We start from the raw sequence: 16,540 nt of genomic DNA, 5'->3' as shown, positions 1-16,540 counted from the left end.
ATCGTAATCGGGCCGCACCGTGCGGTTGACGTTCGCGTACCCAACCACCATTCTCATACATAAATGGCGTCTACATAAGGAGATACGGGAGATGACCGTGAGCGCTGGACCGGGTGCGGTCGCGCACCGGCTGCGGGACGGCATGGCCGGTGGCGTGCTGTCGTTCCCGCTGACCAGCTTCCGCGACGACGGCACCCTCGACCCGGACGGCTTCCGCGCCTACGTCGCGGACCGGCTCGCCACCTCGCCCGGCGCCGTCTTCCCCGCCTGCGGCACCGGCGAGTTCTTCTCGCTCGACGAGGACGAGTACCGGCAGGTCGTCACCATCACGGTCGAGGAGGCGGCGGGCCGCGTACCGGTCGTGGCCGGGACCGGGTACGGCTGGGCGCAGGCCGTCCGGTTCGCGCGCATCGCCGAGGACGCCGGCGCCGACGCGCTCCTCGTGCTGCCGCACTACCTCGTCGCCGCCCCGCAGGACGGGCTGGTCGCCCAGCTGGAACAGATCGCCGCCCGCACCCGGCTGCCCCTGGTCGCCTACCAGCGCGGACAGGTCGCGTTCACCGCCGAGTCGCTCAGGCGCGTCGCGGCCCTGCCAGGCGTCATCGGCCTCAAGGACGGCCACAGCGACCTCGACCGGCTCCAGCGCCTCACCCTCGCCGCGCCCGAGGACTTCCTGTTCTTCAACGGCGCCGCCACCGCCGAGATCCAGGCCCGCGCCTACGCCACCGTCGGCGTCCCCGCCTACTCCTCCGCGGTCCACGCCTTCGCCCCCGAGATCGCCGACGCGTTCTTCTCCGCCCTGCGCGACGGCGACCACGGCACCGTCGACAAGCTGCTGCGCGGCTTCTACGTCCCGCTCGTCGAACTGCGCGACCGTGTCCCCGGGTACGCCGTGTCGCTGGTGAAGGCGGCGGCCCGGCTGCGCGGCCACCCGGTGGGCCCCGTACGCGCCCCGCTCACCGACCCCTCGCCCGCCGACCTGGCCGCCCTCACCGCTCTCCTCACCACGGGACTCGAACTCGTAGGAGCCGCTCTGTGAACCTCGCCATCACCGAGGTACGGCTGACGCCGATCCTGGTCGCGGACCCGCCGCTGCTGAACACGCAGGGCGTGCACCAGCCGTACACGCCCCGGCTGATCGTCGAGGTCGTCACGGCGGACGGGGTCGCGGGCGTGGGGGAGACCTACGGCGACACCAAGTACCTGGAGCTGGCCCGGCCCTTCGCCGAGCGACTGAAGGGACGGCAGGTCAGCGACCTCAACGGGCTGTTCACGGTCGCGGACCAGGTCGCGGTGGACGCCTCCCGGGTCGAGAACGCCGTCGACGTCGGCGGGCTGCGCGGCGTTCAGACCGCCGACAAGCTGCGTCTTTCCGTCGTCTCCGCCTTCGAGGTCGCCTGCCTCGACGCCCTCGGCAAGACCCTCGGGCTGCCCGTGCACGCGCTGCTCGGCGGCAAGGTGCGCGACGCCGTCGAGTACAGCGCGTACCTGTTCTACAAGTGGGCCGACCACCCGGAGGGCGTCGCCTGCGAGAAGGACGACTGGGGGGCCGCCGTCGACCCGGCCGGAGTGGTGGAACAGGCCCGCCGGTTCACCGAGCGGTACGGCTTCACCTCCTTCAAGCTCAAGGGCGGTGTCTTCCCGCCCGACGAGGAGATCGCGGCCGTCCGGGCGCTCGCCGAGGCGTTCCCCGGGCACCCCCTGCGGCTCGACCCCAACGGCGCCTGGTCCCTGGAGACCTCGCTGAGGGTGGCGCGGGAAATCGGGGACGTCCTGGAGTACCTGGAGGACCCGACCCTCGGCACCCCCGCCATGGCCGAGGTCGCCGAGCGGACCGGGGTGCCGCTCGCCACCAACATGTGCGTGACGACCTTCGCCGAGATCAAGGATGCGTTCACCAGGGGCGCCGGCGGCGCCGTCCAGGTGGTGCTCTCCGACCACCACTACTGGGGCGGACTGCGCAACACCCAGCAGCTCGCCGCCGTCTGCCGCACCTTCGGCGTCGGTGTGTCGATGCACTCCAACACCCACCTGGGCATCTCGCTCGCCGCGATGACCCATGTGGCGGCCACCGTCCCGGACCTCCACCACGCCTGCGACTCCCACTACCCCTGGCAGTCGGAGGACGTGCTCACCGAGCGGCTCACCTTCGAGGGCGGCAAGGTGACCGTGTCCGACGCGCCCGGGCTCGGCGTGGAGCTCGACCGTGAGCGGCTGGCCGTGCTGCACCGGCGGTGGCTGGACGACGACGGTGCGCTGCGGGACCGCGACGACGCGGCGGCCATGAGGATCGCCGACCCGGAGTGGGTGACGCCCTCGGTGCCCCGCTGGTAGCCCGGCTCTCCGGCTGCACAGGGGGCGCGCGGGGGCCGGCGCGAGCTGACGGAACGGGTGGGTCCGACGTGATCGGCGTCACGTTGTCAGTGATGTGGTGCAGACTGGCCTGATCCGCACCACGTCAGGGAGCGCATCGTGATCGCGTCCACCGCCCCCGCAGGAAAGGGCCCGGCCGGAAAGGGATCGCACCGCCAGAGCCAGGTCGATCCCCTCGCCCTGCTGCGCGCGCCGGACGACCCGCCCTGGGACGTCTATCTCACCGGCACCGTCTTCCTCGACATCATCTTCACCGGGCTCGACTCCGCCCCGGTGCGCGGGACCGAGTCCTGGGCACGCGGGATGGGGTCGAGCCCCGGCGGCGTCGCCAACATGGCCACCGCCCTGGCCCGCCTCGGCCTCCGGACGTCCCTCGCGGCGGCCTTCGGCGACGACCACTACGGCGACTACTGCTGGGACGCCTTGGAACACGGCGAGGGCATCGACCTCTCCCCGTCGCGCACGGTGCCCGGCTGGCACTCCCCGGTCACGGTCTCCATGGCCTACGAGGGGGAGCGCACGATGGTCTCGCACGGCCACGAGCCGCCCCTGGAGGAGCCCGCCCCCGAATGCCCGCCCCGCGCGCGTGCCGCCGTCGCCTCCCTCGCCCCCGGCGTGAGCGCGCCCTGGATCGCCCAGGCCGCGAGCAAGGGCACGCGGGTCTTCGGCGACGTCGGCTGGGACGACACCGGCGCGTGGGACCTGGCGGCGCTGTCCGACCTGCGGCACTGCGAGGCGTTCCTGCCGAACGCGGAGGAGGCCATGCGGTACACGGGCGCGGACTGTCCGCGGGCGGCGGCGCACGCGCTGACCGAGTACGTGCCGCTCGCGGTGGTCACGCTCGGGGCGGACGGGGCGTATGCGGTGGACCGGCGTACGGGGGAGACGGCGGAGGTGCCGGCGATCGAGGTCGAGGCGCTCGATCCGACGGGGGCGGGGGACGTGTTCGTCGCCGGGTTCGTGGCCGGGACGCTGGCGGACTGGCCGCTGGCGGACCGGCTGGCCTTCGCCGGGCTGACCGCGGCGCTGTCCGTGCAGGAGTTCGGGGGGTCGTTGTCGGCGCCGGGGTGGTCGGAGATCGCGGCGTGGTGGCGGAGGGTGCAGTCGGTGGAGGGGCAGGATCCGGCGGCGTTGCGGCGGTACGGGTTCCTGGCGGGGCTGGTGTCGGACGAGCTGGTGAGGCCCTGGCCGTTGCGGCGGGCCGTGCCGACGATCGGGTTCAGGCGCTCGGCGTGATCGGATCGCCTCCTCGAAGGGCCCTGGTGAGAAACCCCGCCCCCAAAACCCCTACGGCGTTGTCAGTCCCCCGTCGTACCCTGGGAATCGCGAGGCCGCCCTCAGCTACGCGGCCGTGAAGAGGAGGAATCGCAGGCCTTCAGCGCCGGCCCATGACTCAGACACCCACAGCTCACACCCCCGCGCAGGAGCAGGCGAGAGCGCAGTTCACCGTCCCCGCCCAGCACCCCATGGTGACCGTGCTGGGGTCTGGCGACGCTCTCCTGCGCGTGATCGAGAAGGCTTTCCCGGCGGCCGACATCCACGTCCGGGGCAATGAGATCAGCGCGGTCGGCGACCCCGTGGACGTCGCCCTCATCGCCCGCGTGTTCGACGAGATGATGCTGGTGCTCCGCACCGGACAGCCGATGACGGAGGACGCAGTGGAACGCTCGATCGCCATGCTCAAGGCGAGCGAGAACGGGGAGAGCGACGGCCAGGAGACCCCGGCCCAGGTGCTCACGCAGAACATCCTGTCCTCGCGAGGCCGCACGATCCGCCCCAAGACGCTCAACCAGAAGCGCTACGTGGACGCGATCGACAAGCACACGATCGTCTTCGGCATCGGCCCGGCGGGTACCGGCAAGACGTACCTGGCGATGGCCAAGGCCGTCCAGGCCCTCCAGTCCAAGCAGGTCAACCGCATCATCCTGACCCGACCGGCGGTCGAGGCCGGAGAGCGGCTCGGTTTCCTCCCGGGCACGCTCTACGAGAAGATCGACCCGTACCTGCGCCCGCTCTACGACGCGCTGCACGACATGCTCGACCCGGACTCGATCCCGCGGCTGATGGCGGCGGGCACGATCGAGGTCGCGCCGCTCGCCTACATGCGCGGCCGCACGCTGAACGACGCCTTCATCATCCTGGACGAGGCCCAGAACACGAGCCCCGAGCAGATGAAGATGTTCCTCACCCGCCTCGGCTTCGACTCGAAGATCGTGATCACGGGTGACGTGACGCAGGTCGACCTCCCGGACGGCACGAAGAGCGGTCTGCGGCAGGTGCAGGACATCCTGGACGGCGTCGAGGACGTCCACTTCTCCCGGCTGTCGTCCCACGACGTGGTCCGGCACAAGCTGGTGGGCCGTATCGTCGACGCGTACGAGCTGTACGACACCAAGCACGGCACCCAGAACGGCGCGCACAAGAGCCGCGGCAAGTCCGGGCACAAGGGGAAGTAGACAAGCACCGCACCATGTCGATCGACGTCAACAACGAGTCCGGAACCGAGGTCGACGAGCAGGCGATCCTCGACATCGCCCGTTACGCGCTCGCGCGGATGCGCATCCACCCGCTCTCCGAGCTCTCGGTGATCGTCGTGGACGCCGACGCCATGGAGCAGCTCCACATCCAGTGGATGGACCTGCCGGGCCCCACGGATGTCATGTCGTTCCCGATGGACGAGCTGCGCCCGCCGTCCAAGGACGACGACGAGCCGCCGCAGGGGCTGCTCGGCGACATCGTGCTGTGCCCCGAGGTCGCGGAGAAGCAGGGCAAGGAAGCGGACACGCAGCACTCCATGGACGAGGAACTCCAGTTGCTCACCGTCCACGGTGTGCTGCACCTGCTGGGCTACGACCACGAGGAACCGGACGAGAAGGCCGAGATGTTCGGCCTCCAGGCGGCCATCGTGGACGGCTGGCGCGCGGAACGGGGCCTGACCGGTCCGTCCCCGGCGCCGACGGTCTCGTAGCGCCGCCGATGAGTCCGCAACTCGCCCTTGGCGCGGTCGCCCTGGTCGTCGTGGCCTGGCTCGCCGCCTGCGCGGAGGCGGGCCTCGCGCGCGTCTCCAGCTTCCGCGCCGAGGAGGCCGTGCGCTCCGGCCGCCGGGGCAGCGCCAAGCTGTCCCAGGTCGCCGCCGACCCGACCCGCTATCTGAACGTGGCGCTGCTGGTCCGCGTCGCCTGCGAGATGGCCGCCGCCGCGCTGATCACCTACGGCTGCCTCAAGGAGTTCGACGGCACGACCGAGGCCCTCCTGATCGCCATCGCGGTCATGGTCCTCGTGTCGTACGTCGCCGTCGGCGTGTCCCCGCGCACCATCGGCCGCCAGCACCCGCTGAACACGGCGACGGTCTCGGCGTACGTCCTGGTGCCGCTGGCCCGGATCATGGGTCCGATCCCGTCGCTGCTCATCCTCATCGGCAACGCGCTCACCCCCGGCAAGGGCTTCCGCCGGGGCCCCTTCGCCTCCGAGGCGGAGCTGCGCGCGCTGGTCGACCTCGCCGAGAAGGAGTCGCTCATCGAGGACGAGGAGCGCCGCATGGTGCACTCGGTCTTCGAGCTGGGCGACACCCTCGTCCGGGAGGTCATGGTCCCGCGCACGGACCTGGTGGTCATCGAGCGCTTCAAGACCATCCGCCAGGCCCTCACCCTCGCCCTGCGCTCCGGTTTCTCCCGGATCCCGGTGACCGGCGAGAGCGAGGACGACATCGTCGGGATCGTGTACCTGAAGGACCTGGTCCGCAAGACGCACATCAGCCGCGAGGCCGAGTCCGAGCAGGTGTCCACGGCGATGCGCCCGGCGTTCTTCGTGCCCGACACCAAGAACGCGGGCGACCTGCTGCGCGAGATGCAGAAGGACCGCAACCACGTCGCCGTCGCCGTCGACGAGTACGGCGGCACCGCCGGCATCGTCACCATCGAGGACATCCTCGAGGAGATCGTCGGCGAGATCACCGACGAGTACGACCGCGAACTGCCGCCGGTGGAGGACCTCGGCAAGGACCGCTACCGGGTCACCGCCCGCCTGGACATCGGCGACCTGGGCGAGCTGTACGGTCTGGAGGCCTTCGACGACGAGGACGTCGAGACGGTCGGCGGTCTGCTGGCGAAGGCGCTGGGCCGGGTTCCCATCGCCGGTGCGTCGTCCGTCGTGGAACTCCCCGACGGTCGCGAACTGCGCCTGACCGCGGAGGCCGCGGCCGGCCGCCGGAACAAGATCGTGACGGTGCTGGCGGAGCCGGTGGACCTCGTGGATCCCCCGGAGGAGGAGAAGCCGGAATGACCCCGCAGGAGCTGCGCGCGTTCTGCCTGTCCTTCAACGCGGCGGTCGAGGACTTCCCGTTCAGCCCGGAGATCTCGGTCTTCAAGGTCCAGGGCAAGCTGTTCGCCCTGTCGCACCTCGACGCGCTTCCTTTGAAGGTCAACCTCAAGTGCGACCCGGACGACGCGATCCGGCTGCGCCGCGAGCGCGAGGGCCTGATCGTCCCGGGCTGGCACATGAACAAGCGGCACTGGAACACGGTCACGGCCGACGGGGAGCTCCCGGACCAGCTGGTCCGGGAGCTCATCGAGGACTCGTACGACCTCGTCGTCGCGGGCCTGCCGCGAGCGGACCGCCTCCGCCTCGACCGCCCGTGACTCTTTCGTATGCTCAGGTCATGACCGACAGCAGCGCGCTCGACCCCGAGGACCGCAAGATCGTCACCCTGGCCCGTTCCGCACGGGCCCGCAACGGCGTGCCCGAGGGGGCGGCCGTGCGGGACGAGACCGGACGTACGTATGTCGCGGGGACCGTGGCCCTCGACTCCCTGAAGCTCAGTGCCCTCCAGACGGCGGTGGCGATGGCGGTGGCCTCGGGCGCGAAGTCCCTGGAGGCCGCGGCCGTGGTGACGGAGGCGGAGACCGCGTCCGACGAGGACCGGGCGGCGGTGCGGGATCTCGGTGGTGCGGAGACGCCGGTGCTGATCGCCGGGCCCGACGGGACCATTCGTGCCACGGTGACCGCCGGCTGACGTGCTGGCCGAACTTCGCTGTAACCGGCGGTAATTAGGCGAGATTTCAACCTTGCCGCCGTCTGTACCACGCGCATCAATGGAACCGTCAGTTCCGACGGACCGTCAGGTTCGGCTCTCGGCAGTGTGTCCGCATCCACGTGCCGAGCGGTCCCCCCACACGGAAAGGGAACCGAATTCCATGAGATGCAAGCGAATCGGAGCAGGTACGGCCCTGGCGGCCTGCGCCCTCGCGGTCACCGGGCTCGCCTTCGCCCCCGCCGCACTCGCCGTCACCCCACAGACGGCGACGATCAGCGCCGACTGCGGCACCTTCGGCAGTGGCGAGGCCACGCTCACGGCCACGCAGGACGGCACCGCCGCCACCCTCACCGTCAAGTCATCCGCGATCACCGCGCCGATCGCCCTCGGCGAGGACTCGATCGCGTCCACGCTCACCCTGGCGAAGAGCGGCGGCACCGTCGACTTCACCGGCACGCAGAACCCGGCGATGGCCGCCGGCGCCCCTGTCGAGGTCGGCCCCCTCAGCGGCACCGTGGCCTCCGGCGACAGCCTGGAGGCCTTCGGCGGCTCGCTGAAGATGACCGTCTTCGGCATCACCATCACCTGCACGGCGACCGGGCCGCAGTCGCCGGGCCCGTTCGTGTTCGACTGATCCCGGCGGGCCGGGCGCGACCTACAGCGCGTCCGGCCCGCGCTCGCCCGTCCGCACCCGCACGACGGTGTCGACGGGCAGCGCCCACACCTTGCCGTCGCCGATCTTGCCGGTGTGCGCGGCCTTCACGACCGCGTCGATGACGGCCTCGGCGTCCGCGTCATCGACGACGACCTCGATACGGACCTTCGGTACCAGGTCGACCTGGTACTCGGCGCCGCGGTACACCTCGGTGTGGCCGCGCTGCCGGCCGTAGCCGCTGGCCTCGCTCACGGTCAGGCCCTGGACGCCGAGTTCCTGGAGGGCGTTCTTGATCTCGTCGAGACGGTACGGCTTGACGATCGCGGTGATGAGCTTCATGCCTGGGGGGTGACCTTCTGGGCGGGGGAGACGACGGAGGAGACCGGGGCGCCGTGGCCCAGGACCCCGTGATCGTAGGCCGTCTCGGCGTGCACCGTAAGGTCCAGGCCGGTCTGCTCCTGCTCCTCGCTCGCGCGGAAGCCCATCGTGGCGTCGATCAGCCTGCCGATGCCGTACGTCACGGCGAACGCGTACGCCGCCACCACGACCAGGGCCAGCAGCTGCTTGCCGAGCTGACCGAGACCGCCGCCGTAGAGGAGGCCCTCGGCGCCGCCGGTCATCGAGTCCACGGCGAAGACGCCGATGAGGAGCGTGCCGATGACACCGCCGACCAGGTGGACGCCGACGACGTCGAGGGAGTCGTCGTAGTTCAGCTTGAACTTCCAGCTCACGGCGTACGAGCAGACGGTGCCGGCGGCGAGGCCGACGACCAGGGCGCCGAGCAGGGAGACCGAGCCGCAGGACGGGGTGATCGCGACCAGGCCCGCGACCGCGCCGGAGGCGGCGCCCAGGGTGGTGGGGTGGCCGTCGCGCTTCTGCTCGACGAAGAGCCAGCCGAGCAGGCCGGTGCAGCCCGCGGCGAGGGTGTTGAGGAAGGCGGCGGCCGCGAGGCCGTTGGCGCCGAGGGCGGACCCGGCGTTGAAGCCGAACCAGCCGAACCAGAGCAGACCGGCGCCCAGCATCACCATGGGCAGGTTGTGCGGGCGCATGGCGTCCTTCTTGAAGCCCAGCCGCGGGCCCAGGACCAGGCACAGCGCCAGTCCGGAGGCGCCGGAGACGATCTCGACGGGCAGCCCGCCGGCGAAGTCGAGGGCGCCGAGCTTCTCCAGGATCCAGCCACCGGGGCCCCACACCCAGTGCGCGACCGGAACGTATACGAGCAGCGCCCACACCGGCACGAAGACCAGCCAGGCCCCGAACTTCGCCCGGTCGGCGACCGCGCCGCTGACCAGCGCGGCCGTGATGATCGCGAAGGTGAGCTGGAAGGTGGCGAAGAGGAGGGTGGGGACCGTCCCCTGGACGCTGTCCGGCCCGAGGCCGCTCATGCCGATGTGGTCGAGCCCGCCGATGAGACCCCCTGCGGCGTCCTCGCCGAAGGCGAGTGAGTAGCCGGCCGCCAGCCACACCACCGTCACCAGGGCGATCGACACGAAGCTCATCATCAGCATGTTGAGCACGCTCTTGGTGCGGACCATGCCGCCGTAGAACAGGGCCAGTCCCGGGGTCATCAGCAGGACGAGGGCGGTGGCGGCGAGCAGCCAGGCGGTGTCGCCGGTGTCGGCGCTTGCGGCGGCCAGAGGCACGGTGTCTCCAACGAGGTGGGGCTCCGGGGGCTCGTCAGAGGTTCACCGGCCTGCGTTTCCGGTTGCGTACGGGTGTGTTTCCGTGGCGTTTCGTTGCCTGCGGGTTTCCGGATCCTCACGGGGCGGGCGGCGTTCGGGCGCCTGTGCGGCAGGGCTCCGTGGATCAGGGAGAATGGGCGCCATGAGCGTTCGTACCCAGTCATCCGAAGAGCCGGCCGAGGCTGTCCACAGGGCCGGCTTCGCCTGCTTCGTGGGCCGTCCCAACGCGGGCAAGTCCACCCTCACGAATGCTCTGGTCGGCCAGAAGGTGGCGATCACGGCGAACCAGCCGCAGACGACGCGGCACACCGTGCGGGGCATCGTGCACCGCCAGGACGCCCAGCTGATCCTGGTCGACACCCCGGGGCTGCACAAGCCGCGCACGCTGCTGGGCGAGCGGCTGAACGACGTCGTGCGCACGACGTGGGCCGAGGTGGACGTGATCGGCTTCTGCCTGCCGGCGAACGAGAAGCTCGGCCCCGGTGACCGCTTCATCGCGAAGGAACTGGCGTCCATCAAGAAGACGCCGAAGATCGCCATCGTCACGAAGACCGACCTGGTGGACAGCAAGACGCTCGCCGAGCAGCTCATCGCGATCGACCAGCTCGGCAAGGAGCTCGGCTTCGAGTGGGCCGAGATCGTCCCGGTGTCGGCGGTCGGCGACCAGCAGGTGGGTCTGCTGGCCGACCTGATCGTCCCCCTCCTGCCGGAGGGCCCGGCGCTCTACCCCGAGGGCGACCTGACCGACGAGCCCGAGCAGGTCATGATCGCGGAGCTGATCCGGGAGGCCGCGCTGGAGGGCGTCCGCGACGAGCTCCCCCACTCCATCGCCGTGGTCGTCGAGGAGATGCTCCCCCGCGAGGACCGCCCCGCCGACAAGCCCCTCCTGGACATCCACGCCTTCGTCTACATCGAGCGCCCCAGCCAGAAGGGCATCATCATCGGCCCCAAGGGCAAGCGCCTGAAGGAGGTCGGCATCAAGTCCCGCAAACAGATCGAGGCCCTGTTGGGCACTCCGGTGTTCTTGGACCTCCACGTGAAGGTCGCCAAGGACTGGCAGCGGGATCCGAAGCAGCTGCGGCGGCTGGGGTTCTGAGGTCCTTCGCCGCGTTGCAGCGGTTCTTTGCTCGCGTTACAACGGCGTCGCCAGGCTCGCCCAGACCGCGTTGCCGCCGGTGAGGGGCGAGCGCGTGACTCCCCAGCTGTCGGCCAGCTCGCGGACGAGCAGCAGGCCGCGGCCGCTCTCGTCGTCGAGGCCGGGGCAGCAGTCGGGGATGCCGCGGCCCGTGAGGTCGCCGTCGTGCACCTCCAGCCGGAAGCTCTCGTCCGTCACCCGCCCGACGCCGCACAGGATCCGCTCGCTGGGCGTGTGCAGCACGGCGTTGGTCACCAGCTCGGACACGAGCAGGACGGCGTTCGCACACACCTCGTCAGGCACCTGCCACGAGGCCAGCCGCGCCTGCGTGGCATGACGGGCGACTCTGACGCTGGTCCGGTGGGGCGGCAGCTCCAGCCAGTGGGTGCGGCCCGGGCGCACCGCGTCCAGAAACCGGGGAGTGGAAGTCGTGTGGGGGGACACGGCGGTCGCCTTCCGTGGGGGTGGGCGCAGTCATGGAAGGGGCGAGGCGCGAAACGGTCCGGCCGGAAAGGGGAGTTGGGGGTTCCGGCGCCGTGTTCACACAAGTAACTATGCTCGCAGAGCAGTTCACGCTGCAACCATCTGCCTGATAATTTCAGAATGAAGACATCGCTGCTCTGGTCGCTTGGCGGAACGATCAAGTCCTTGTCAGGCTTGCGCCGGTGACGACCCCTCAGGAGGTACGGCGTGAACGACGCGCGATCAGGCACCGGCGCCGGCGCACCCACCGTTCTCCGCATGATCCTGGGACGCCGTCTCCAGGAGGCACGCCAGACCGCGGGCCTGTCCCTCGACGACGCGGCCAAGGCCCTGCGCGTCACGCCGCTGACCATCCGCCGCCTGGAGAAGGCCGAGGTCGGCCTGAAGATCCTCTACGTCGAGAAGCTGCTCCAGACCTACGGGGCGGGGCAGCAGGAGGTCGACGAGTTCGTCACCCTGGCCGAGCGGGCCAACCAGCCCGGCTGGTGGCACCCGTACCGCGATGTGATGCCGTCCTGGTTCACCGCCTACGTGAGCCTGGAGACCGGCGCCAGAACACTGCGCACCTATGAGCCGCAGTACGTCACGGGCCTGCTCCAGACACCCGGGTACGCGCGTGCCGTGCTGCGCGGGGGCTTCCCGAACGACGACGAGGAGGACCTGGAGCGGCGGGTGGAGCTGCGGCTGCGCCGCCAGAGCCTGCTCACGAGGCCGGACGCGCCCACCCTGTGGGTGGTGATGGAGGAGGCCGTGCTGCACCGGGTGGTGGGCGGCTCCGAGGTGATGCGCGAGCAGATCGACCGGCTCCTGGAGGCGTCCGAGCTGGAGCACGTCAGCGTCGACATCGTGCCGTTCGACGCGGGCGCCCACGTCGGGGCGTGCGCGCCCTTCACCTACTTCCGGTTCGAGGAGCGGGAGCTGCCCGACATCGTCTACAGCGAGATCCTCTCCGCGTCCGTATACCTCGACCAGCGCGCCGATGTCGTGGCCCATCTGGAGGCTCACAACCGGCTGTCGCTGAAGACCTCGTCCGCGGACAGCAAGGCGCTGTTGAACCGCATGCGGAAGGAGTACTCATGACCATCGCCGAGGGCGCCGTCTACAACGGGATGCCCGCGTCGGACCTCGGGGAACAGGGCTGGGAGCGTCCGTGGAGCGGCCCCAACGGGGGCCAGTGCGTGGAGACCAAGCAGCTCGCAGACGGCCGCGTGGCGGTTCGGCAGTCGGCCGATCCCGCCGGCCCCGCGCTGATCTACACGCCCGAGGAGATCACCGCGTTCGTCTCGGGGGTCAAGCAGGGCCTCGCCGACCATCTCACGGCCCACTGAGCCCCCCTGAGCCGGACTCGCACCACCACCCCCCACCGAGAGGCCCCCCATGACCAACTCGCAGGCCGCGCGGGACATCGACACCAGCAGGCCGCACTCCGCCCGCATGTACGACTACTACCTCGGCGGCAAGGACCACTTCGAGGTCGACAAGCAGGCGGCCGAGCGGGTCGCCGAGGCCTACCCCGCCATCTTCGTCTGCGCCCGCGAGAACCGGGCCTTCATGCACCGCGCCACGCGGGTCCTCGCCCGGGAGCACGGCATTCGCCAGTGGCTGGACATCGGCACCGGCATCCCCACCGAGCCCAACCTGCACCAGGTGGCCCAGTCCGTCGTCCCCGACGCCCGCGTGGTCTACGCCGACAACGACCCGCTCGTCCTCAAGTACGCCGAGCGCCTGATGCGCAGCTCGGCCGAGGGCCGTACGACGTACATAGAGGCGGACGTCAACGACCCCCAGGCGCTCCTGAACGCACCCGAACTGGCCGAGGTCCTGGATCTGAGCCGGCCGGTCGCGCTCTCCCTCAACGCCCTGATGCACTTCGTCACCGACGCCCAGGACCCGTACGGCATAGTGCGCCGCCTGCTGGACGCCCTGCCCTCGGGCAGCGCCCTGGCGCTGAGCCACTGCACGCCCGACTTCGACCCGTCGACCTGGCAGAAGGTCACCGACATCTACACCACGGCCGGTACCCCGGTGCGGTTCCGGTCCCAGGCGGACGTCGCCCGATTCTTCGACGGCCTGGAGCTGCTCGACCCGGGCGTCACCGTCGGCCACCGCTGGCGGCCCGACCCCACCGACGGCGACGCCCCGACGGACGCCGAGGTCAGCCTGTGGACCGGGGTGGGCATCAAGCCGTAGTTCCCTGGGCCCGCAGCACCTCCCGGTACCAGCGGTACGACGACTTCGGGGTCCGCTGAAGGGTCTCGAAGTCGACGTGGACCAGGCCGAAACGGCGTGCGTAGCCCTCCGCCCACTCGAAGTTGTCGAGCAGGGACCACACGAAGTAGCCGCGCACGTCGACGCCCGCCTCCAGCGCCCGGTGCAGAGCCCGGATGTGGCCGTCCAGGTAGGCGATGCGGTCCTGGTCGTCGACGTCCGGGTACGAGCAGCCGTTCTCGGTGATGACGACGGGCGGGAGCCGCTCGCCGTAGCGGTCGCGGAAGGTCGTGAGGAGTTCGGTCAGGCCCTCGGGCACGACCGGCCAGCCGAAGTCGGTGACCGGGTGGCCGGTGATCTCGCGTACCGCGAAGGGGAGTTCGGCGGGCATGGCGACGCCGCCGAAGGTGATGTCGGTGCCCTGCGGGGCGCCCACCCGCGTCGGCGCGTAGTAGTTGACGCCGTACCAGTCGACCGGCTCGGCGATCACCTCCAGGTCGGCCTCGACGTCCCCGGGCATCAGCTCGCCGATGCCGTCCGGGTACCGGCCCAGCAGCAGCGGGTCCGCGAACAGGCGGTTCAGCAGCACGTCGTAGAACTCGGCCGCCTCCACGTCCTCCGCCTCCGTCGACGCCGCCCAGGTCGGGCCGTGCGAGTTCGCGATGCCGATGTCCGTGGCGCCCGAGGCGCGCAGGGCCCGGACGGCCAGGCCGTGGGCCAGCAACTGGTGGTGGGCGGCCGGGAGCGCGTCGAACAGCAGCTGCCTGCCCGGTGCGTGCACGCCCAGGGCGTGGCCCAGCAGGGTGTGTTCGGCGGGTTCGTTGAGGGTGATCCACTTCGTCACCCGGTCCCCGAGGCGGCCGGCGACCAGCGAGACGTAGTCAGCGAAGCGCGCGGCCGTGTCCCGCTCCAGCCAGTCGAGGTCCGCCGGCAGGTCCCAGTGGAACAGGGTCGGTACCGGGCGGACGCCCGCCGCGCACAGGTCGTCCACCAGCCGGTCGTAGAAGTCCAGGCCCTTCTCGGACCGCACTCGCGGCCACGAGACCGAGAAGCGGTAGGCGTTCACGCCGAGGCCGGCCAGCAGGGCCACGTCCTCGCGGTGGCGGTGGTAGTGGTCACAGGCCACCGCCGCCGTCGAGCCGTCCTTCACCCGGCCCGGCTCGGCCGTGAAGGCGTCCCACACGGACGGCTCGCGCTCGTCCGCCGCGCCCTCGATCTGGTGCGCCGAGGTCGACACGCCCCAGAGGAAGCCGGCCGGGAAGCGGGGGATCGGATTGCCTGCGTCAGTCGCCATGCGCTGGATCATCCGTACCGCCGGTAACGGAAGTCAACAGGCCGCCGTGGAGGAGCTGTTACGCACCCTCCTTCAGCACCCGCGAGATCAGCTTCCGTTGCTCGTCCGTCAGTCGCGGGTCCGCCGCGTACACCGTCTTCCCGTCCACGGTGAGCTGGTAGCTGAACCCGTCCGGAACCCCGATCGGCGGCGTGCTCCGGCCGTCGGCGACCGCCTGCTCGGCCAGTGCGTGCCATTCGGGGGCATCGGGTCGGCCGGAGGTGTCCACCTCGGCATGCCGCTCGATGCCCGCGAACCCGCCCGTGCGCCTCACCTGAATACGCATGGCACCTGTCTAGTACGGAACTACAGGGTCCGCACCCCGACCTGCTCCCAGGCCTTCGACACGGCGTCCAGTTCCTCCCCGTCGCCGTACCGCTCCCGCGCGGCCTTGACGGTGAGCGTGGCGAAGTCGGCGAACATCGCCTGTTCCTTCAGCTCGCCGCCGGTCAGCACGTCGTACCAGACCATCCCCGCACGCTCCCAGGCGTGGCCGCCGAGGGCCGTGGCCGCCAGGTAGAAGGCGTGGTTCGGGATGCCCGAGTTGATGTGGACGCCGCCGTTGTCGCGGCCGGTGCGGACGTAGTCGTCCATCGTCGCCGGCTGCGGGTCCTTGCCCAGGACGTCGTCGTCGTACGCCGTGCCCGGCTCCTTCATGGAGCGCAGTGCCCTGCCCGTCACCCGCGGGGCGAGCAGGCCCGCGCCGATCAGCCAGTCGGCCTCGGCGGCGGTCTGGCCGAGCGTGTACTGCTTGATGAGCGAGCCGAAGACGTCCGACACGGACTCGTTCAGCGCCCCGGGCTGGCCGAAGTAGGTGAGGTTGGCCGTGTACTGCGTGACGCCGTGGATCAGTTCGTGGCCGATGACGTCGATCGGGATGGTGAAGTCGAGGAAGATCTCCCCGTCCCCGTCGCCGAACACCATCTGCTCGCCGTTCCAGAAGGCGTTGTTGTACTCGCGGTCGTAGTGCACGGTCGCGTCCAGCGGAAGACCGTTGCCGTCGATCGAGTCGCGCCGGTACGCCTTCAGGAGCAGCTCGAAGGTGGCGCCGAGGCCCGCGTAGGCGCGGTTGACGGTGGCGTCCTTGCCGGGCTTCTCGCCCTCCCCTCGCACCTTGTGTCCGGGCAGGTCCGTGCCGTGCCGGGCGTCGTAGACCGTGCGGTGCGGCTTGGCGGGCTCGGCCCCGGCGGGCGGGGCCACGGACGGGGCGCCGACGACCGTGGTCAGCCGGCGGTGGGTGCGCTCCAGGGCGTCACGCTCCAGGGTCCGGCGGGCGGGTCCGGCGAGCGCGGGGTCCTCGGCCTGGGAGAGCTTGTCGAGGACATGGGGTGGAACGATGGTGCAGAAGACGGGCTCGAAGCCCCCGTGAGTCGTCATGCCCGGCACCCTTGCACTGCGTGACGATCCTGTCACTAGTCGCCACCGTGATTGGTGAAATACCGGGACAAGGTCCTTCACTCTCCGTGGCGAAGTGGTATAGCGCACTTTTTGTCCCGTATATGCGCCCGGTCCCGCATACTGATACGGACCCGCGCATCCGGGAGGGCCTCGACTAGCATGCTGCGCATCATGCGTTTCGGGCTGCTTCTCCTTAGCTGCCGCGGCGAGGGCCTGTAGTAGAGGCCGACTCCCTCCCCGC

The 16,540-nt window shown here is 70.6% G+C and carries 19 protein-coding genes; 13 read left to right on the top strand and 6 right to left on the bottom strand.

Annotated elements, in window-relative coordinates:
• Positions 1-91: 91 nt before the first annotated feature.
• The 9 genes from ACZ6TU_RS12555 (at position 92) to ACZ6TU_RS12515 (ending at position 8,039) form a co-directional block, all read left to right on the top strand.
• On the top strand, positions 92-1,039 hold the full coding sequence (locus tag ACZ6TU_RS12555) for a 5-dehydro-4-deoxyglucarate dehydratase (protein ID WP_469548080.1): 948 nt from the start codon (positions 92-94) through the stop codon (positions 1,037-1,039).
• The gene (locus ACZ6TU_RS12550; RefSeq protein WP_469548078.1) at positions 1,036-2,334 is read left to right on the top strand and encodes a glucarate dehydratase family protein; all 1,299 of its coding nucleotides are present in this window, start codon (positions 1,036-1,038) and stop codon (positions 2,332-2,334) included. The genes ACZ6TU_RS12555 and ACZ6TU_RS12550 overlap by 4 nt, the downstream gene beginning before the upstream one ends.
• Before the next feature lie 138 nt (positions 2,335-2,472).
• Entirely contained in the window at positions 2,473-3,609 is a 1,137-nt protein-coding gene (locus ACZ6TU_RS12545; protein WP_469548076.1) for a carbohydrate kinase family protein, read from the top strand.
• A 152-nt stretch (positions 3,610-3,761) separates the two neighbouring features.
• Positions 3,762-4,829: a PhoH family protein gene (locus ACZ6TU_RS12540; protein WP_467668599.1), complete on the top strand. Its 1,068-nt coding sequence runs from the start codon at positions 3,762-3,764 to the stop codon at positions 4,827-4,829.
• A gap of 14 nt (positions 4,830-4,843) precedes the next feature.
• Positions 4,844-5,341 carry an rRNA maturation RNase YbeY gene (gene ybeY / locus ACZ6TU_RS12535; protein WP_010042065.1) on the top strand — a complete coding sequence of 166 codons (498 nt, stop codon included), beginning with the start codon at positions 4,844-4,846 and terminating at the stop codon, positions 5,339-5,341.
• A gap of 8 nt (positions 5,342-5,349) precedes the next feature.
• On the top strand, positions 5,350-6,654 hold the full coding sequence (locus tag ACZ6TU_RS12530) for a hemolysin family protein (protein WP_469548073.1): 1,305 nt from the start codon (positions 5,350-5,352) through the stop codon (positions 6,652-6,654).
• Entirely contained in the window at positions 6,651-7,010 is a 360-nt protein-coding gene (locus ACZ6TU_RS12525) for an MmcQ/YjbR family DNA-binding protein (RefSeq protein WP_467668603.1), read from the top strand. Before ACZ6TU_RS12530 ends, ACZ6TU_RS12525 begins: the two co-directional genes overlap by 4 nt.
• Positions 7,011-7,030: 20 nt before the next feature.
• A complete protein-coding gene (locus ACZ6TU_RS12520) occupies positions 7,031-7,384 on the top strand; it encodes a cytidine deaminase (protein WP_467668605.1) in 354 nt (117 codons plus the stop codon).
• A 181-nt stretch (positions 7,385-7,565) separates the two neighbouring features.
• Complete coding sequence (locus tag ACZ6TU_RS12515) at positions 7,566-8,039, top strand: hypothetical protein (RefSeq protein WP_467668607.1); 474 nt, start codon at positions 7,566-7,568, stop codon at positions 8,037-8,039.
• 21 nt (positions 8,040-8,060) lie between these two features.
• Here the strand turns inward: ACZ6TU_RS12515 and ACZ6TU_RS12510 are convergent, their stop codons facing one another.
• On the bottom strand, positions 8,061-8,399 hold the full coding sequence (locus ACZ6TU_RS12510; RefSeq protein ID WP_467668609.1) for a P-II family nitrogen regulator: 339 nt from the start codon (positions 8,397-8,399) through the stop codon (positions 8,061-8,063).
• Positions 8,396-9,703, bottom strand: a complete 1,308-nt coding sequence (locus tag ACZ6TU_RS12505) for an ammonium transporter (RefSeq protein WP_469548070.1) — start codon at positions 9,701-9,703, stop codon at positions 8,396-8,398. The genes ACZ6TU_RS12510 and ACZ6TU_RS12505 overlap by 4 nt, the downstream gene beginning before the upstream one ends.
• Positions 9,704-9,884: 181 nt before the next feature.
• Between ACZ6TU_RS12505 and era the strand changes: the two genes are divergently transcribed.
• Positions 9,885-10,838: a GTPase Era gene (gene era, locus ACZ6TU_RS12500; RefSeq protein WP_467668613.1), complete on the top strand. Its 954-nt coding sequence runs from the start codon at positions 9,885-9,887 to the stop codon at positions 10,836-10,838.
• A gap of 36 nt (positions 10,839-10,874) precedes the next feature.
• Here era and ACZ6TU_RS12495 read toward each other — a convergent pair whose 3' ends face one another.
• Complete coding sequence (locus tag ACZ6TU_RS12495) at positions 10,875-11,321, bottom strand: ATP-binding protein (protein ID WP_467668615.1); 447 nt, start codon at positions 11,319-11,321, stop codon at positions 10,875-10,877.
• 246 nt (positions 11,322-11,567) lie between these two features.
• On the opposite strand from ACZ6TU_RS12495, the gene ACZ6TU_RS12490 reads away from it, so the two are divergent.
• Genes ACZ6TU_RS12490 through ACZ6TU_RS12480 form a run of 3 tightly spaced genes read left to right on the top strand, consistent with a single transcriptional unit; the run spans position 11,568 to position 13,550 of the window.
• Complete coding sequence (locus ACZ6TU_RS12490) at positions 11,568-12,440, top strand: helix-turn-helix domain-containing protein (protein WP_467668617.1); 873 nt, start codon at positions 11,568-11,570, stop codon at positions 12,438-12,440.
• A complete protein-coding gene (locus tag ACZ6TU_RS12485) occupies positions 12,437-12,688 on the top strand; it encodes a DUF397 domain-containing protein (protein ID WP_467668619.1) in 252 nt (83 codons plus the stop codon). The genes ACZ6TU_RS12490 and ACZ6TU_RS12485 overlap by 4 nt, the downstream gene beginning before the upstream one ends.
• A 49-nt stretch (positions 12,689-12,737) precedes the next feature.
• Complete coding sequence (locus ACZ6TU_RS12480; RefSeq protein WP_469548066.1) at positions 12,738-13,550, top strand: SAM-dependent methyltransferase; 813 nt, start codon at positions 12,738-12,740, stop codon at positions 13,548-13,550.
• On the opposite strand, the gene ACZ6TU_RS12475 is transcribed toward ACZ6TU_RS12480, so the two are convergent.
• The 3 genes from ACZ6TU_RS12475 to ACZ6TU_RS12465 are packed head-to-tail and all read right to left on the bottom strand — an operon-like array spanning position 13,540 to position 16,278.
• The gene (locus ACZ6TU_RS12475) at positions 13,540-14,862 is read right to left on the bottom strand and encodes a GH1 family beta-glucosidase (protein WP_467668621.1); all 1,323 of its coding nucleotides are present in this window, start codon (positions 14,860-14,862) and stop codon (positions 13,540-13,542) included. The two genes, ACZ6TU_RS12480 and ACZ6TU_RS12475, sit on opposite strands and share 11 nt — an antisense overlap.
• 58 nt (positions 14,863-14,920) lie before the next feature.
• Positions 14,921-15,187: a protealysin inhibitor emfourin gene (locus ACZ6TU_RS12470; protein WP_399163508.1), complete on the bottom strand. Its 267-nt coding sequence runs from the start codon at positions 15,185-15,187 to the stop codon at positions 14,921-14,923.
• 20 nt (positions 15,188-15,207) lie between these two features.
• Positions 15,208-16,278, bottom strand: a complete 1,071-nt coding sequence (locus tag ACZ6TU_RS12465; RefSeq protein WP_467668623.1) for a M4 family metallopeptidase — start codon at positions 16,276-16,278, stop codon at positions 15,208-15,210.
• Positions 16,279-16,540: the final 262 nt, after the last annotated feature.

Source organism: Streptomyces sp. NPDC052064 (assembly GCF_055585925.1).
This window is presented reverse-complemented; position numbering and strand designations above follow the sequence as displayed.

Coding starts and splice junctions, on each gene's coding strand:
- ACZ6TU_RS12555 (WP_469548080.1), top strand. CDS start 92: ATGACCGTGAGCGCTGGACCGGGTGCGGTCGCGCACCGGCTGCGGGAC.
- ACZ6TU_RS12540 (WP_467668599.1), top strand. CDS start 3,762: ATGACTCAGACACCCACAGCTCACACCCCCGCGCAGGAGCAGGCGAGA.
- ybeY (WP_010042065.1), top strand. CDS start 4,844: ATGTCGATCGACGTCAACAACGAGTCCGGAACCGAGGTCGACGAGCAG.
- ACZ6TU_RS12530 (WP_469548073.1), top strand. CDS start 5,350: ATGAGTCCGCAACTCGCCCTTGGCGCGGTCGCCCTGGTCGTCGTGGCC.
- ACZ6TU_RS12525 (WP_467668603.1), top strand. CDS start 6,651: ATGACCCCGCAGGAGCTGCGCGCGTTCTGCCTGTCCTTCAACGCGGCG.
- ACZ6TU_RS12520 (WP_467668605.1), top strand. CDS start 7,031: ATGACCGACAGCAGCGCGCTCGACCCCGAGGACCGCAAGATCGTCACC.
- ACZ6TU_RS12515 (WP_467668607.1), top strand. CDS start 7,566: ATGAGATGCAAGCGAATCGGAGCAGGTACGGCCCTGGCGGCCTGCGCC.
- ACZ6TU_RS12510 (WP_467668609.1), bottom strand. CDS start 8,399: ATGAAGCTCATCACCGCGATCGTCAAGCCGTACCGTCTCGACGAGATC.
- era (WP_467668613.1), top strand. CDS start 9,885: ATGAGCGTTCGTACCCAGTCATCCGAAGAGCCGGCCGAGGCTGTCCAC.
- ACZ6TU_RS12485 (WP_467668619.1), top strand. CDS start 12,437: ATGACCATCGCCGAGGGCGCCGTCTACAACGGGATGCCCGCGTCGGAC.
- ACZ6TU_RS12480 (WP_469548066.1), top strand. CDS start 12,738: ATGACCAACTCGCAGGCCGCGCGGGACATCGACACCAGCAGGCCGCAC.
- ACZ6TU_RS12475 (WP_467668621.1), bottom strand. CDS start 14,862: ATGGCGACTGACGCAGGCAATCCGATCCCCCGCTTCCCGGCCGGCTTC.
- ACZ6TU_RS12470 (WP_399163508.1), bottom strand. CDS start 15,187: ATGCGTATTCAGGTGAGGCGCACGGGCGGGTTCGCGGGCATCGAGCGG.
- ACZ6TU_RS12465 (WP_467668623.1), bottom strand. CDS start 16,278: ATGACGACTCACGGGGGCTTCGAGCCCGTCTTCTGCACCATCGTTCCA.